Source organism: Amycolatopsis sp. CA-161197 (assembly GCF_050942255.1).
Classification (GTDB): domain Bacteria; phylum Actinomycetota; class Actinomycetes; order Mycobacteriales; family Pseudonocardiaceae; genus Amycolatopsis.
Genome location: NZ_CP192059.1, coordinates 2,827,604 through 2,842,414 on the forward strand (window position 1 = coordinate 2,827,604; position 14,811 = coordinate 2,842,414).

General features: G+C 71.3%; 13 protein-coding genes. 7 read left to right on the top strand and 6 right to left on the bottom strand.

Annotated elements, in window-relative coordinates; translation table 11 throughout:
* Nucleotides 1–902: 902 nt before the first annotated feature.
* Nucleotides 903–1,517 (top strand): hypothetical protein, encoded by a 615-nt coding sequence (locus tag ACQPXB_RS13565; RefSeq protein ID WP_432851907.1) that lies wholly within the window; start codon nucleotides 903–905, stop codon nucleotides 1,515–1,517.
* A gap of 6 nt (nucleotides 1,518–1,523) precedes the next feature.
* On the opposite strand, the gene ACQPXB_RS13570 is transcribed toward ACQPXB_RS13565, so the two are convergent.
* Both ACQPXB_RS13570 and ACQPXB_RS13575 read right to left on the bottom strand, forming a co-directional pair.
* Complete coding sequence (locus tag ACQPXB_RS13570; protein WP_432851909.1) at nucleotides 1,524–1,886, bottom strand: VOC family protein; 363 nt, start codon at nucleotides 1,884–1,886, stop codon at nucleotides 1,524–1,526.
* Nucleotides 1,887–1,904: 18 nt separating this feature from the next.
* A complete protein-coding gene (locus ACQPXB_RS13575; RefSeq protein WP_432851911.1) occupies nucleotides 1,905–3,080 on the bottom strand; it encodes a steroid 3-ketoacyl-CoA thiolase in 1,176 nt (391 codons plus the stop codon).
* Nucleotides 3,081–3,298: 218 nt separating this feature from the next.
* On the opposite strand from ACQPXB_RS13575, the gene ACQPXB_RS13580 reads away from it, so the two are divergent.
* The 3 genes from ACQPXB_RS13580 to ACQPXB_RS13590 are packed head-to-tail and all read left to right on the top strand — an operon-like array spanning nucleotide 3,299 to nucleotide 6,406.
* Complete coding sequence (locus ACQPXB_RS13580; protein ID WP_432851913.1) at nucleotides 3,299–4,525, top strand: cytochrome P450; 1,227 nt, start codon at nucleotides 3,299–3,301, stop codon at nucleotides 4,523–4,525.
* 37 nt (nucleotides 4,526–4,562) lie between these two features.
* Nucleotides 4,563–5,339, top strand: coding sequence for a transglutaminase-like domain-containing protein (locus ACQPXB_RS13585; RefSeq protein ID WP_366583392.1), 777 nt, complete (start codon nucleotides 4,563–4,565; stop codon nucleotides 5,337–5,339).
* Between the two features lie 50 nt (nucleotides 5,340–5,389).
* A complete protein-coding gene (locus ACQPXB_RS13590) occupies nucleotides 5,390–6,406 on the top strand; it encodes a YhjD/YihY/BrkB family envelope integrity protein (RefSeq protein ID WP_386956294.1) in 1,017 nt (338 codons plus the stop codon).
* On the opposite strand, the gene ACQPXB_RS13595 is transcribed toward ACQPXB_RS13590, so the two are convergent.
* From ACQPXB_RS13595 to ACQPXB_RS13605, 3 genes are read right to left on the bottom strand one after another with little or no spacing between them, the layout of a single operon-like run.
* Nucleotides 6,401–7,567 carry a thiolase domain-containing protein gene (locus tag ACQPXB_RS13595; RefSeq protein ID WP_432851916.1) on the bottom strand — a complete coding sequence of 389 codons (1,167 nt, stop codon included), beginning with the start codon at nucleotides 7,565–7,567 and terminating at the stop codon, nucleotides 6,401–6,403. The two genes, ACQPXB_RS13590 and ACQPXB_RS13595, sit on opposite strands and share 6 nt — an antisense overlap.
* Nucleotides 7,564–8,616, bottom strand: a complete 1,053-nt coding sequence (locus ACQPXB_RS13600; protein ID WP_432851918.1) for a thiolase domain-containing protein — start codon at nucleotides 8,614–8,616, stop codon at nucleotides 7,564–7,566. The genes ACQPXB_RS13595 and ACQPXB_RS13600 overlap by 4 nt, the downstream gene beginning before the upstream one ends.
* Before the next feature lie 9 nt (nucleotides 8,617–8,625).
* Nucleotides 8,626–9,603 (bottom strand): Zn-ribbon domain-containing OB-fold protein, encoded by a 978-nt coding sequence (locus ACQPXB_RS13605; RefSeq protein ID WP_432851920.1) that lies wholly within the window; start codon nucleotides 9,601–9,603, stop codon nucleotides 8,626–8,628.
* A gap of 80 nt (nucleotides 9,604–9,683) precedes the next feature.
* On the opposite strand from ACQPXB_RS13605, the gene ACQPXB_RS13610 reads away from it, so the two are divergent.
* Entirely contained in the window at nucleotides 9,684–11,207 is a 1,524-nt protein-coding gene (locus ACQPXB_RS13610; protein WP_432851922.1) for an acyl-CoA synthetase, read from the top strand.
* A 26-nt stretch (nucleotides 11,208–11,233) separates the two neighbouring features.
* On the opposite strand, the gene ACQPXB_RS13615 is transcribed toward ACQPXB_RS13610, so the two are convergent.
* Nucleotides 11,234–12,022, bottom strand: coding sequence for a crotonase/enoyl-CoA hydratase family protein (locus ACQPXB_RS13615; RefSeq protein ID WP_432856604.1), 789 nt, complete (start codon nucleotides 12,020–12,022; stop codon nucleotides 11,234–11,236).
* A 62-nt stretch (nucleotides 12,023–12,084) separates the two neighbouring features.
* Between ACQPXB_RS13615 and ACQPXB_RS13620 the strand changes: the two genes are divergently transcribed.
* Both ACQPXB_RS13620 and ACQPXB_RS13625 read left to right on the top strand, forming a co-directional pair.
* Entirely contained in the window at nucleotides 12,085–13,677 is a 1,593-nt protein-coding gene (locus ACQPXB_RS13620) for an acyl-CoA synthetase (RefSeq protein WP_432851924.1), read from the top strand.
* An 8-nt stretch (nucleotides 13,678–13,685) separates the two neighbouring features.
* Nucleotides 13,686–14,792: an NAD(P)H-dependent flavin oxidoreductase gene (locus ACQPXB_RS13625; protein WP_432851926.1), complete on the top strand. Its 1,107-nt coding sequence runs from the start codon at nucleotides 13,686–13,688 to the stop codon at nucleotides 14,790–14,792.
* The last annotated feature ends 19 nt before the right edge of the window (nucleotides 14,793–14,811 follow it).

Here is a 14,811-nt window from a genome sequence, read left to right on the forward strand (position 1 = left end):
TTGGGGCCCGAGGATCGGCGCTGCTGCGGGCAGGGACCGCCTGCGGCGGATGCGTTTCGGTCGCCTGGACGACGGTCTGCCGGGGCGCACGGTGCGGTTCAGCGCTACGGGGTTTCGGGGACCGGCGTAGCCGTGGGCTGAGGCGGGCGGTGCCAAGGTGCGTTTCGCACGGCCGGGCAACGGCCTAGCGGGGCGTGCAGTGTTCAGTCGAGTTGTTGCGAGGGCTGCCACGAGCCGGGCCGGGCGGTGCCGGGGGTTTCCCCCGGCCGGATACTCCCCGGCGGGGCGCACGGTGCTCAGTTGAGTGTTGCGCGGCTGCGGGCTGGGACGGCCTGCGGCGGATGCGTTTTCGCACGGCCAGGCAATGGCCTGGTGGGGCTCGGTGTTCAGTTGAGTGTTGCGGCGTTGTGCGAGGGCTTCGGCGGGCCGGGTCGTGCCAGGGGGCGTTTCGCTCGGCCGGACGACGGCTAGGCGGGGCACGGTGCGGTTGAGTGTTGGGGTGATGAGGATCGGCGCTACTGCGGGCTGGGACGGCCTGCCGCGGATGCGTTTCGTTCGGCTGAACCTACGACTGGTGGTGCGCACGGTGATTGGCTGAGTGTCGTCGGTTGGTGCGAGAGTTGCCGCGAGCCGGGGCGGGCGGGGTCGGGGCGTTTTCCACTCTGTCGGGCGTGGGCAATGCGCGGCCGAGCGGCTCTCGGTGGTTCGGCGGGCGAGTTCGATCGGCGTTTCCGCTGCGGGGTCGAGTGTTCGTGGCGGTGTCAGCGTGCGCTCGGCGTGATCGGCTTGCGGCCGCGTCGGTCCGAGTGTCCGGCGGACTCGGGGCAACGCCGGTTTCGACCCGCCCGGATGGTCGATCACGTGTGCCGTGGAGGCGTTGGGCCGGGTGGTTGAATGCGGGCATGCGTCTGGTGGAGGGCCTGGTCGACGAGCCCGGCACGTTGCTGATCATCGGGCCGTCGAAGGCCAAGGTTGTCGGTGGCAGTTCGCGCCCGGTGGGGCGGGCGGATTGGCCCGAGGGGTTGCTCCGCGGTCGTGAGGAGATCCTGCCGCGGTCGGCGGTCGACGAGCGGGCGTGGCTGCCGGCGTGGCAGCGGTACGGCGGGCATTTCTACCGGAACGTCGGCGACGCGCTGCCCGACGCGGCGGCGTCCGGGCGGTTGCTCATCCTCAGCGGTGGCTACGGCGTCGCCAGGGCGGAGGAGCCGATCGCCTACTACGACCGGAAACTTCGCCTGCGCGACTGGCCGCCCGGCACGCTGGAGGACGCGATCCGGTACGAGGTGGATCGGCTCGGTGCGCGGCGGGTGCTCGGGTTCGTGTCGTCGAGCGCGGACTACGCGAAGCTGCTGCGCCGCGTGCCGTGGGAGGTCGAGGCGACGTTGGTGACCATCGACTTCCACGGGGGCGGCGCGCAGGTCGAGGTTCCGAAGCGGCTCGCCCACGCCTTCGCCGCGGCGTGGCGGCGTGAGCCGGAGCGGATGCCGCCCGGGGTTGTCGCCGTGCCGTTGTCGTGAGCCGGGTCAGGGGTTGGCCCACAGGCAGAACGGGTGCCCGGCCGGATCGAGGTACACGCGGACGTGCTTCTGCGGCTGGAACGGGGCGAGCCGCGCCCCAGCCGCGACGGCTTTCGCGCCGGCCTTCGCCAGGTCGTCGACTTCGATGTCCAGGTGCAGCATCATCTGCTGGTAGCCGGGCTTCTGCGGCCACTTCGGGGGAACCAGCTCTCGTTCCAGCTGGAACGACAGCCCGGGCCCACCCTCGGGCGGCCGCAGCGTGACCCAGTCCGGCTCGTCCGCGCCGAGGGGCCAGCCCAGCAGCGCTTGGTAGAACTTCGCCAGCGCGCGCGGGTCGGGCGCGCCGAGGACGGTCGCCGTCAGTTTCATCGCCCCAGCGTAGGCCGCTCAGAGCCGTTCGATGATTGTCGCCGTGGACATCGCGCCGCCTGCGCACATGGTGACGAGGGCGGTCGCGGCGTCGCGGCGTTCGAGTTCGTGCAACGCCGTGGTGAGGAGACGCGCGCCGGTGCTGCCGACGGGGTGGCCGAGCGCGATGGCGCCGCCGTTGACGTTCACCCGGGCCGGGTCGGGGGAGTGCACGCGTTGCCAGGAAAGGACGACCGAGGCGAATGCTTCGTTGACTTCGAACACGTCCGGGTCGTCGATGGTCATGCCGGCCTGCGCCAGCACGCGGTCGGTGGCCTGGACGGGCCCGTCGAGGTGGTAGTACGGCTCGGCGCCCACCAGGGCCTGGGCGAGGATCCGCGCGCGGGGGCGCAGCCCGAGGGAGCGGGCGAGCGCGGCGTCCATCAGCAGCAGCGCGGCGGCGCCGTCGGAGATCTGGGACGACGTGCCGGCCGTGTGGATGCCGTCGGGCAGCACAGGTTTCAACGCGGCCAGACCGTCCACAGTGGTCTCCCGGAGCCCCTGGTCCCGGGCGATCAGCCGCGGTTCCCCGGAGACCGGGTCGGGCGCCTTCACCGGGACGACCTCCCGGTCGAACCGTCCGTCCGCCCACGCGGCCGCGGCCTTGTGCTGCGAAGCGGCCCCGAACTCGTCGACGTCCGCGCGCGTCAGCCCGCGCCGCACGGCGATCCGCTCGGCCGCCCGGTACTGGTCCGGCAGGTCGATCGACCACGACTCCGGCCGCGGCGATCCGGTGGCAGCACCGGAGCGGCTGTCCGATCGGGCCAACGGCACCCGGCTCATCGACTCCACCCCGCACGCCACCCCGGCCGAAATCGCGCCCGCCGCGATCAAGCCCGCGATCAGGTGGGCCGCCTGTTGGGCCGAGCCGCACTGGGCGTCGATGGTGGTGGCGCCGGTGGCGGGGGGCAGGCCGGCGTGGAGCCAGGCCGTGCGGGTGACGTTGCCGGCCTGTTCGCCGGCCTGCGTGACGGCGCCGCCGATGACCTGGTCGACCAGGGTGGGATCGATGCCGCTGCGGTCGAGGACCGCGAGGTGCGCCGCGCCGAGCAGTTCGGCCGGATGCAGGCCCGAGAGCCGGCCGCCGCGTTTGCCGATCGGCGCGCGCACCGCCGCGACGAGCACGGGCTCGCGAGGAGAGCTAACAGTGTTCACCCGCCCAAAACTAGAACACGTTTCCATTTGACGCAAGAACTCCCAGCTGCCCGCTGATTTTGATCTCCACCAACTGAGCGCTCGTTCACCTGCACAGAATCGGTCAAGTAAACGGGTATCACCAAACGGGGTTCCGTAAGTTAACACCGTATGCTCCAATAACCCATAGAACGTGTTGCAGTGCGCGAATCACCGCCGATCCCGTGCAGGAGGCAGCCGTGGCCGCTCCGCTTTTGCCCGCCGGTTTCGACTTCACGGACCCGGACCTCTACGCCAACCGCCTGCCGCTGGAGGAGTTCGCCGAGCTTCGCCGCACGGCGCCGGTGTGGTGGAACCCGCAGCGCCGCAACACCGCCGGTTTCGGGGACGACGGCTACTGGGTCGTCACGCGGCACGCCGACGTCAAGGCGGTCTCCCGCGACAGCGAGCTGTACTCGTCGTGGGAAAAAACCGCCATCATCCGCTTCGACGACCAGATGACGTCGGAGAACCTCGACGCCAACCGCCTCGTGCTGCTCAACATGGACGCCCCGCAGCACACGAAGCTGCGCCGCATCGTCGCGAAGGGCTTCACGCCGAAGTCCATCGCCAAGCTCGAAGACACCCTGCGCGAACGCGCCGAGCGCATCGTGGCCGAAGCGCGCAGCAAGGGTGAAGGCGACTTCGTCACCGACGTCGCGTGCGAGCTGCCCCTGCAGGCCATCGCCGAGCTCATCGGCGTGCCGCAGGAGGACCGGATGAAGATCTTCGACTGGTCCAACCAGATGGTGGCCTACGACGATCCCGAGTACGAGCTCGAACCCCTCACCGCGAGCGCCGAGCTCGTCGGTTACGCCTGGAACATGGCCGAGGAACGCCGCCGCTGCCCGGTCGACGACATCGTCACCAAGCTCGTGCAGGCCGACGTCGACGGCGAAGCGCTCGGCTCTGACGAGTTCGGCTTCTTCGTGATCCTGCTGGCCGTCGCCGGCAACGAGACCACGCGCAACGCCATCACCCACGGCATGAAGGCCTTCCTCGACCACCCCGGCCAGTGGGCGCGCTACCGCGAGGAAAAACCCAAGACCGCGCCCGACGAGATCGTCCGCTGGGCCACGCCGGTGGTCGCGTTCCAGCGCACCGCCACACGCGACACCGAGCTCGGCGGCGCGCACATCCGCCGCGGCGACCGCGTCGGCATGTTCTACAGCTCCGCCAACTTCGACCCCGACGTGTTCGACAAGCCCGAGCGCTTCGACGTCTTCCGCGAGGACAACCCCCACGTCGGCTTCGGCGGCACCGGCTCGCACTACTGCCTCGGCGCCAACCTCGCCCGCCTCGAGATCGACCTCATCTTCTCCGCGATCGCCGACGTCATGCCGGGCATCACCGAGGCCGCGCCCCCGCAGCGCCTGCGCTCCAGCTGGCTCAACGGCATCAAGCACTACCCGGTCCGCTACGCCTGACCAGGCCCGATCCGCCCGAAACCGGCATGATGGCCTGGTGGCGCAACGCGTGACGGTCGACGTCGAGTTCGGCGTCCGGGTGACGAAGCCCGGTCTCGCCGCGATCTCGGTCGCCGCCGTCCAGGCCGACACCGACGAGCTCACCGTCTCCGCCGCCGGCGCTCCCCGCATCGCCGAGCTCGACCACGGCACGCGCGCCGAGGTGTACGACCTCCCCGCCGGCGAGCACCGCGTGACCTACCACGGCGAACGCACGCTCTGCCGCACCGCCGCCGAGCCCGTCACGCTCGCCGACCTCGCGCGCTACACCCGCCCAAGCCGCTTCTGCCCGTCCGACCGCATGGCCGCCCTGAAACCCGGCGAGGGCGACGACCGCACCCGCGTCCGCGCCATCGCCGACCACGTCCACGACCGGCTGAACTACGTCGCCGCCACCCCCTGGGGCCGAGACGCCGCCACCGCCCTGAGATCCGGCGAAGGCGCCTGCCGCGACTTCGCCCACGCTTGCGTCGCCCTCTGCCGGGCCGCGGGCATCCCCGCCCGCTTCACCACCGTGTATGCCCCGGGCCTCAAACCCATGGACTTCCACGCCGTGTTCGAGGCCGGCGTCGGCGGGCGCTGGCTCGTGTTCGACGCGACCCGCCTCGCCCCGCGCTCCGTGATGCTCCGCATCGCCACCGGTCGCGACGCCGCCGACACCGGGTTCCTCACCCCGCTCGGCTGCGAGCTCGAGTTCCTCGGCGCCACCGTCTTCGCGACCACCGACAGCGCGCCGCCGCCCGACGATCACGACAAACTCGTCGTCCTGGGGTGAAAGGCGGGTCCGGTGCGACAAACCCGGCCCCGGCTGGGTAGACAGTGACCGTGAACCCTCAACTGCCGGGGCCGAGCCGGTGGGCCCGCGCGCGGGCCCGGTACCGCTGGCTCGACCACCTCGCGCTGGCCACCAACCGGTACCTCGACTACGGGGGCTACCACTACGTCGCCTCGATCACGTACTTCAGCCTGCTCTCGCTGGTGCCGATCCTGATGCTGGCGTCGTCGGCCGCGGGGTTCGTGCTGGCCACGCAGCCGCAGCTGCTCGATCAGATGCTGCACGCCATCTCCGGCACGCTGCCCGGCGCGCTCGGTGAGAAGGCGTCGGACCTGCTCACCGGGTTCGTGGAGCAGCGCACCAGCGTCGGCGTCGCGGGTCTGGTCGTCGGGCTGTACTCCGGGTGGAACTGGATGAACTCCCTGCGCGACGCGCTCACGGCGATGTACGGGCAGAACCGCTCCGACGGGCCGCTGCTGCGCACGATCCTCATGGACGTGCTCGCGCTGCTGGGGCTCGCCGCCGCGCTGATCGTGTCGTTCGGCATCACCGTGTCGGGCACGGCCATGGGCCGTTACCTGCTGAAACTCGTCGGCGTCGACGACACCAGCTGGGGCCACTCCGTGCTCTCGGCGACGTCGGTGCCCCTCGCGCTGCTGGCCGACTGGCTGGTGTTCCTCTGGGTGCTCACACGGCTGCCGCGCGAACGCGTCGGCTGGCGCAGCGCGATGCGGGGCGCGGTCGCGGCGGCGCTGGGGTTCGAGCTGCTCAAGCAGGCGGGTGGCATCTACCTGAACTTGATCAGCGCGTCGCCCTCGGGCGTCGCGTTCGGGTCCGTGATCGGTCTGCTGTTCTTCATCTCCCTGATCGCGCGCATGCTCATCTACATCACAGCCTGGACGGCCACGGCTCGGGACGCACCGCAGAAACCGGTCCCGCCGCCGTCGCCCACGGAGCTGCGGCCGGTCATCGCGCCGCGCCAGCACACGGCCGGTCCGCTCGCCCTCGGCGCGGTGCTCGGGGCGCTCGGCACGCTGTTCGCGCTGCGCGGCCGGCGCCGGTCATGAGCCGGGTTTGGCCGAGCCCACCACCCACATGCTGAAGTACTGCGAGCCGCCGCCGTACGCGTGGCCGAGCGCCACGCGCGCGCCCTCGACCTGGTAGTCGCCCGCACGGCCCATCACCTGCTTGGCCGCCTCGGAGAACCGCAGCATCCCCGACGCGCCGATCGGGTTCGACGACAGCACCCCGCCCGACGGGTTCACCGGCAGCCGGCCGCCCAGCGCCGTGTCGCCGGCCTCGGTGACTTTCCAGCCCTGGCCCTCCGGCACGAACCCCAGATTCTCCAGCCACATCGGCTCGAACCACGAGAACGGCACGTAGATCTCGGCGACGTCCACTTCGGACAGCGGGTCGGTGATCCCGGCCTCGTGCCACAACGCTTTCGCCGCATCGCGCCCGGCCCGCGGGTTCACCTGGTCGCGGCCGGCGAACGTGGTGGGCTCCGTGCGCATCGCTGTCGCGTGGATCCACGCGGCCCCGCCCGGCACCGCGTCGCCCGCGGCTTCGTCGCCGAGCACCATGGCGCAGGCGCCGTCGGAGGAAGGGCACGTCTCGTCGTAGCGGATCGGGTCCCACAGCATCTGCGACGCCTGCACGGATTCCACGGTGATGTCGGCCTGCCGGAGGTGCGCATACGGGTTGAGCGCGCCGTTGCGCCGGTCCTTCGCGGCGACGATCGCCCCGACGTGCGCGGGCGCGCCCGAGCGGCGGATGTAGGAGCGCACGTGCGGCGCGAAGTACCCGCCCGCGCCGGCGCCCACCGGCATCTGGAACGGCGGCAGGATCGAGAGCCCCCACATCGCGTTGGACTCCGACTGCTTCTCGAACGCCACCGTCAGCACGCGCCGGTGCACCCCGGCCTGGATGAGCGACGCGGCGACCAGCGCCGTCGAGCCGCCGACCGAACCCGCGGTGTGCACGCGCAGCAACGGTTTCCCGGTCGCGCCCAGCGAGTCGGCCAGGAACAGCTCGGGCATCATCACGCCCTCGAACAGGTCGGGGGCCTTGCCGAGCACCACGGCCTCGATGTCGTCCCAGCCGACCTGGGCGTCGGCCATCGCGCGGTCGATGGCCTCGCGCAGCAGGCCGGGCATGGACACGTCGGTGCGCTTCGCGCGGTGGTGGGTCTGGCCGGTGCCGAGCACGGCCGCGAGCTGCTTGGTCATCGCGCCTCCAGCACGGCGAGGAGGTTCTGTTGCAGAGCCGCGCCGCTCGTCGCGTGGGCGAGGGCTTTGCCCGCCTCGCCGCGGTGGATGCGTGCGGCCGCCTCGCCGATGCGGGCGAGGCCGGCGGAGAACATCGGGTTGCCGGTGAGCGCGCCGCCGGACGGCGTGATCCGCACGCCGTCGCGGAGCCCGAGCGCGGTGCGGACGATGAGTTCCTGGTGCGTGAACGGTGTGTGCAGCTCGGCCAGCTCGACTCCGTCGAGGTCGAGGTTGCGGGCGGCGGCTTCGGTGGACGGCGACCGAGTCAGGTCGCGGGCGCCGAGGACGGGGGAGTCGACGCGGTGCTCGACGCCGGTGAGGACGGCGGGCCGGTCGACGAGGTCCTTCGCCCGCTCGGCGCCGGCCAGCACGAGCACGGCCGCGCCGTCGGTGACCGGCGCGATGTCGTGGGCGCGCAAGGGATCCGCGACGTACGGAGTGTCGAGCAGGGTGGCGACGTCGACCTCACCCGACAGCTGCGCGGCGGGGTTGCCGGCCGCGTCGGCGCGGCTGCGGGCGGCGACCTCGGCGAGGTCCTTTTCGGACCAGAGCCCGGCGTCGAGGCCCAGCCTGGCCTGCAGCCCGGCGATGGCGAGGGAATCGGGCCAGAGGGGAGCGAGCACGTACGGATCGAGCTGCAGCGCGATCACCCGGCGCAGCTGCCCGGCGCTGGCCTTGCCGAAGCCGTAGACGAGCGCGGTGTCGACCTCGCCCATGCGGATCTTCAGCCAGGCCTCGTACAACGCCCACGCGGCGTCCATCTCCACGTGCGACTCGTGGATCGGCGGGAAGGCACCGATGGCGTCGACGGCCGCGATGAAGGAGAACGCCCGGCCGGCCAGGTAGTCCGACGAGCCGGAGCACCAGAACCCGATGTCCTGTTTGGACAATCCGGTGGCGGCGAACACCTCGGCCAGGATCGGCACGAGCATCTCGACGCCGTTGGTGGTGCCGGCGGTCTCGCGGACGTTCGGTGCCTGCGCGAACCCGGCGACGGCGACTTCGGGCATGCGTCCCCCTCACAGGTGGTGGGCGAAGGATTCGTACGGCGCGTCAGGCTCGCCGGTCGGTTCGAAGTGGCTGATGTTCTCCAGCGACGTCCACCACTCGTCGCGCGGCCGCCACGCCGCGCGCACGCGCATGCCCATCCGCACTTCTTCGGCGGCGCAGCCGAGCACGAGGTGCAGGAAGGCGATGTCGGCGCCGTCGAGGAGCACGTAGGCCGCGACGTAGGGCGGTTTGATGCGCTGGCCGAGGAAGGGGACGTTGACGATGCAGAACGTGGTGACGATGCCGGTGTCGGGCAGCTCGACCTCGTCGGTGGTCGGCACGCCGTCGGTGGGGCAGGCGCCGCGCGGCGGGATGTACACCTTCGCGCAGGCGGGGCAGCGCTGGCCGATCAGCCGGCCTTCGGCGAGCGCGCGCAGGTAGCGGCTTTCCTCGGGGGACGCGGAGTGGCGGTAGTGCAGGTGGACCGGGGTGATGACGACCTCGACGGGGGCGCCGTCTTCGCGTTTCGCCACCGGGGGTGGAGGTTCGGTGGGTTCGGTTTCGGGTGCGTCCGCGGGCAGGAAATACGCGATGTCGCGGATGTGACCGACGGTTTCGGTCGCCCACCGGACTTTGACGCGCTGTCCGGTGTGGACTCCTTCGGGATCGCCGGCGTCGAGGGCGTGCAGGAGGGTGGTGTCGGCGCCGTCGAGCTTGACCAGGACCCACGCGAACGGGCGCGACAACGGCTGGCCTTCCAGCGGCTTCGCACACCACGTCCAGGAGACGACGGTGCCCTCGGCGCGCACCGGCACGAACTCGCCGAGCGCTTCGGCGGTCACGGGGTCGTACTCGGGCGGCGGCACGTGGACGCGCCCGTCGCTGCCGCGGACGCCTTCGATCCGGCGCTCGCGCAGGGCGTTCACGAACCGGCCGAGCACCGGCCCGGTCGAGCGGGTGTAGTCGAATCCGACGTCGAGCGGCGCCGAGAGCGGGGTGTCCGTCACGTTCCTGAGTGAAACACGTTCTCGAATTACAGGCAAGATGGCTGTTGTGTGTGGGTGTAACGCGTTCTAGATTTGGAGCCATGGACCTGGGACTGTGGACGATCGCCGCGGCCGAGCCGGACCGCGTGGCACTGGTGGACCCCGACGGCCGCGAGGTCGGCTACGGCGAGCTGGCGGCGAAAGCCAACCGCTACGCGCTGGGCCTGCGCGAGCTCGGCCTCGAGGCCGGCGACGCGATCGTGCTGCTGCAGCCCAACGGCGACGAGCTGCTGGCCGCGTACTTCGCCGCGATCCAGTCGGGGCTGTACGTGGTGGTGGTCAACTGGCATCTCGTCGCGCCGGAGGTCGCGTACATCCTGGCCGACAGCGGGGCGAAGGCTTTCCTGGCGCACGAACGGTTCGCGGACGTCGCCGTGGCGGCCGCGGACGAGGCCGGGATCAGGGCGCGGTTCGCCGTGGGGGAGGTGCCGGGCTTCCGGCGGATGGAGGAGCTGGGCGCGGGTCTGGGGGAGGGGCGGCCCGGTTCCAGGACCGCGGGTTCGCCGATGCTCTACACGTCGGGCACCACGGGCCGGCCCAAGGGCGTCCGGCGGCCGCTGACGGGCGCCGACCCGGACGAGGTGCCGGCGGCGTCGACGTGGTTCTTCGGGATCTTCGGCCTGGCGCCCTTCGACGGGCACGTGCACCTGTGCGGCTCGCCGCTCTACCACACGGCCGTGCTGAACTTCGTGGCGATTTCCGTGCAGCTGGGCCACACCGCGGTGCTCATGGACCGCTGGGACGCGGCCGACATGCTGCGCCTGATCGAGCGGCATCGCGTGACGCACAGCCACATGGTGCCCACGCAGTTCCGCCGCCTCCTCGCGCTGCCCGCCGACGTCCGGTCGGGCTTCGACCTGTCCTCGCTGCGTGTGATGATCCACGGCGCCGCCCCGTGCCCGCCCGAGGTCAAGCGCCGCATGCTCGGCTGGTGGGGCCCGGTCGTCACGGAGTACTACGCCGCCACGGAAGGCGGCGGCACCGTCATCACGGGCGAGGAGTGGCTGCGCAAGCCGGGCTCCGTCGGCCTGCCCTGGCCGGGCTCGACCGTGCGCGTCCTGGACTCCGCCGGCGTCGAGGTCCCTCCCGGCGAGGTCGGCACGGTGTACCTGAAGATGGGCGACTCGTCCTTCGAATACCACGGCGACCGCTTGAAAACCCAACGCTCCCGCGTCGGCTCGCTCTTCACCCTGGGCGACATCGGCCACCTCGACACCGACGGCTACCTCTACCTCCACGACCGCGCCGCCGACCTCATTATCTCGGGCGGTGTGAACATCTACCCGGCCGAAATCGAGGGCGAACTGGTGATGCACCCGAAAATCGCCGACATCGCCGTCTTCGGCATCCCCCACGACGACTGGGGCGAGGAGATCAAGGCGGTGGTGCAGCCGGCTCCTGGCGTTTCTCCCTCTGCTGCCTTGACTTCGGAACTCCTGGCTTTCGCGGCGACCCGCTTGGCGCGGTTCAAGCTGCCCCGGTCGGTGGACTATCTGGACGAGCTGCCGAGGGACCCGAACGGGAAGCTGTACAAGAGGAGGCTGAGGGAGCGGTACGTGTCTTGAGTGAAGAGGCCGGCCCCTTCGCGATCTCAACGACCCTCGAACCGTGGCTTCCTCTTCTCCGCGAACGCGCGCGGTCCCTCCTTCGCGTCGGCCGACGCGAAGACCTCCATGCCGTACTTGGCGTCCAGTTTGAAGGCCTCGTTCTCCGGCAGGCCCTCTGTGTCGCGCAGGGTGCGGAGGATGGCGCGGACCGCGACGGGGCCGTTGGCGTTGATGAGTGACGCCAGTTCCAGGGCGCGGGAGAGGGCGGTGCCGTCGGGGACGACGTGGCCGATGAGGCCGCAGGCGAGGGCCTCGGGGGCCGAGAGGTGGCGGCCGGTGAGGAGGAGGTCGGCGGCGAGGGCGTAGGGGATCTGGCGCGCCAGCCGCACGGCGGAGCCGCCCAGGGGGAACAGGCCCCAGCGGGCCTCGGAGACGCCGAAGCGCGCGGATTCGCCGGCGACGCGGATGTCGGTCGCCTGGAGGATTTCGGTGCCGCCGGCGATGGCGGGGCCCTCGATGGCCGCGAGTAGGGGTTTCGAAAGGCGGCGGCCTTTCAGGAGGCCGTCGATGCGGCTCGGGTCGAAGGCGCCGGAGTCGAAGGCATCGGAGGGGGCGTTGCGGGACATCGACTTCAGGTCGGCGCCCGCGCAGAAGGCGCCGCCCGCGCCCGTGAGGATGCAGGAGCGCACCTGCGGATCGGTGTCCGCGCGGTCCCACGCCGAGGTCATGATCGCGAGCATCTCGCCGGTGAGCGCGTTGCGGGCCTCGGGGCGGTTCATCGTCACCACGAGGGTCTGGCCTTCCAGAGATACGAGGGCGTGGGGCGCGGCCAAGGAAACCTCCCGGAGAACGCGGGGCATTGCCCAGAACGATAACATGTTCTACTTTGAAGGGCGTGGCACTCAACATCGCGGATCTGCTCGAGCACGCCGTCGACGCCGTGCCGGAGCGTGTCGCGGTCGTGTGCGGAGCGAGGCAGGTGACGTTCGCCGAGCTGGAGGCCCGCGCGAACCGCCTGGCGCACCACCTCGCCGCCCACGGCGTGGGACGCGGGTCCCACGTCGGTGTCTATTCCCGCAACTCCATCGAGGCCCTGGAAACGATGTTCGCCGCGTACAAGCTCCGCGCGGTGGCCGTGAACGTGAACTACCGCTACGTCCACGGCGAGCTGAGGTACCTGTTCGCCAACGCCGATCTGGTCGCCCTCGTGCACGAGCGCCGCTTCGCCGGCAAGGTGGCGAAAGTCCTCCCCGAGACGCCGAAACTGAAACACGTTGTCGTCGTCGAAGACGGGTCGGACGCGGCCTTCGAAGGCGTCGCCTACGAGGAAGCGCTCGCGCGGCACGACCCGTGCCGCGACTTCCCCGAGCGCAGCGCCGACGACCTCTACATCCTCTACACCGGCGGCACCACCGGTTACCCGAAGGGCGTGCTCTGGCGTCACGAGGACATCTGGCGCGCGCTCGGCGGCGGCATCAACTTCGTCACCGGCGAGTACGTGCCCGACGAGTGGACGCTCGCCGAGCAGGGCAAAGCCGGCAGCCTCACCCGGTTGCCGGCCGCGCCGCTCATCCACGGCGCCGCGCAGTGGGCCGCGTTCGGCGCGTTGTTCACCGGCAGCCCGGTGGTGTTCGTGCCGCAGTTCGACGCGCGCGACGTGTGGAAAGCCGTGCAGGAGAACAAGGTTCAGGTGATGACCATCGTCGGCGACGCCATGGCGCGCCCGCTGGTGGAGGCCTACCGGGAGGGCGACTACGACGCTTCCTCGCTCGTCGCCGTGTCCAGCCACGCCGCGCTGTTCTCGCAGTCGGTGAAGCAGGAGCTGCTCGACCTGCTGCCCGGCGTCGTGCTCACCGACGCGATCGGCTCGTCGGAAAGCGGTTTCACCGGGATCGGCATGGTGGGCAGGGACTCCGACCACAGCGCCGGACCGCGCGTGATGTTCGGCAAGGACGCGATCCTGCTCGACGAGGACGGCGCGGTCGTCGAGCGCGTGCCCGGCGCGGTCGGGCTCATCGGCCGTCGCGGCCACGTGCCGCTCGGCTACTACAACGACCCCGAGAAGAGCCGCACGATCTTCGCCGACGTCGACGGCGTGCGTTACGTCGTGCCCGGCGACTGGGCCCGCTACGAGGACGACGGCACGGTGACTCTCCTGGGCCGCGGCTCGCAGTGCGTGAACACCGGCGGCGAGAAGGTGTACCCCGAAGAGGTCGAGGGCGCGCTGAAATCCCACCCCGACGTGTTCGACGCGCTCGTGATCGGCGTCCCCGACGAGCGCCTCGGCCAGCGCGTGGCCGCGGTTCTGCAGCCGCGGCCCGGCGTGGCGCCCGACCTCGCGGCGATCGAGGCGCACGTGCGCACCGAGATCGCGGGCTACAAGGTGCCGCGCACGGTCTGGCTCGCCGACGAGATCGGCCGCTCGCCCAGCGGCAAACCCGACTACCCGTGGGCCCAGCGCTACGCCGCCGAACACGAACCCGCCTAGGAGTGCGCATGCGGACTTCCCTCTGCGACCGGTTCGGCATCGAGTTGCCGATCGTCGGCTTCACGCCGTCGGAGCACGTCGCCGCCGCGATCAGCCGCGCGGGCGGCCTCGGCGTGCTCGGCTGCGTGCGGTTCAACGACGCCGCCGAGCTCGACGCCGTGTTGTCCTGGATGGACGAGAACACCGGCGGAAAGCCGTACGGTGTCGACATCGTGATGCCCGCGAAGGTCCCCGCCGAGGGCACCCAGGTCGACCTCACCAAGCTCATCCCCGACGCGCATCGGTCCTTTGTCGACAAAGTGCTGCGCGATCTCGCCGTGCCCCCGCTGCCCGACGACACCGACGAACGCGCCGGCGTGCTCGGCTGGCTCCACTCGGTGGCGCGGTCCCATGTGGACGTTGCGCTCAAGCACCGCATCAGCCTCATCGCCAACGCGCTGGGCTCGCCGCCCGAAGACGTGATCGAGCGCGCGCACGCCGCCGGCGTGCCCGTGGCGGCGCTCGCGGGCAAGGGTGAGCACGCGGCCCGCCACGTCGCGCGCGGCGTGGATCTCGTAGTGGCGCAAGGATACGAGGCCGGCGGGCACACCGGCGAGATCGCGTCGATGGTGCTGGTGCCGGAGATCGTCGACGCCGTCGGCGCGCGGGCGCCCGTGCTCGCGGCCGGCGGCATCGGCTCCGGCCGCCAGGTCGCGGCCGCGCTGGCGCTCGGCGCGTCGGGCGTGTGGATGGGCTCGGTCTGGCTCGCCACCGAGGAGTACCGCCGCACCATGCCGGCCTCCGGCGCCATGCAGACCGCACTGGTCAACGCGACGTCCGCCGACACCGTCCGCACCCGCATCTACACCGGCAAACCCGCCCGCCTGCTCAAAACCCGCTGGACGGACGCCTGGACCGCCCCCGACGCGCCCGAGCCCCTGCCGATGCCCCTGCAGAACCTCCTGGTCTCCCACGCCCACAACCGCATCCACGCCGCGGACGACCCGACCGTGGTCTCGATGCCGGTCGGCCAGATCGTCGGCCGCATGGACCGCGTCCGCCCGGTGGCCGACGTGATGGCCGACCTGGTGAACGGCTACGAGGAAACGTTGGCACGACTGGATAAGACGCGCTGAAGCGGTCTGTCTCGAAGCG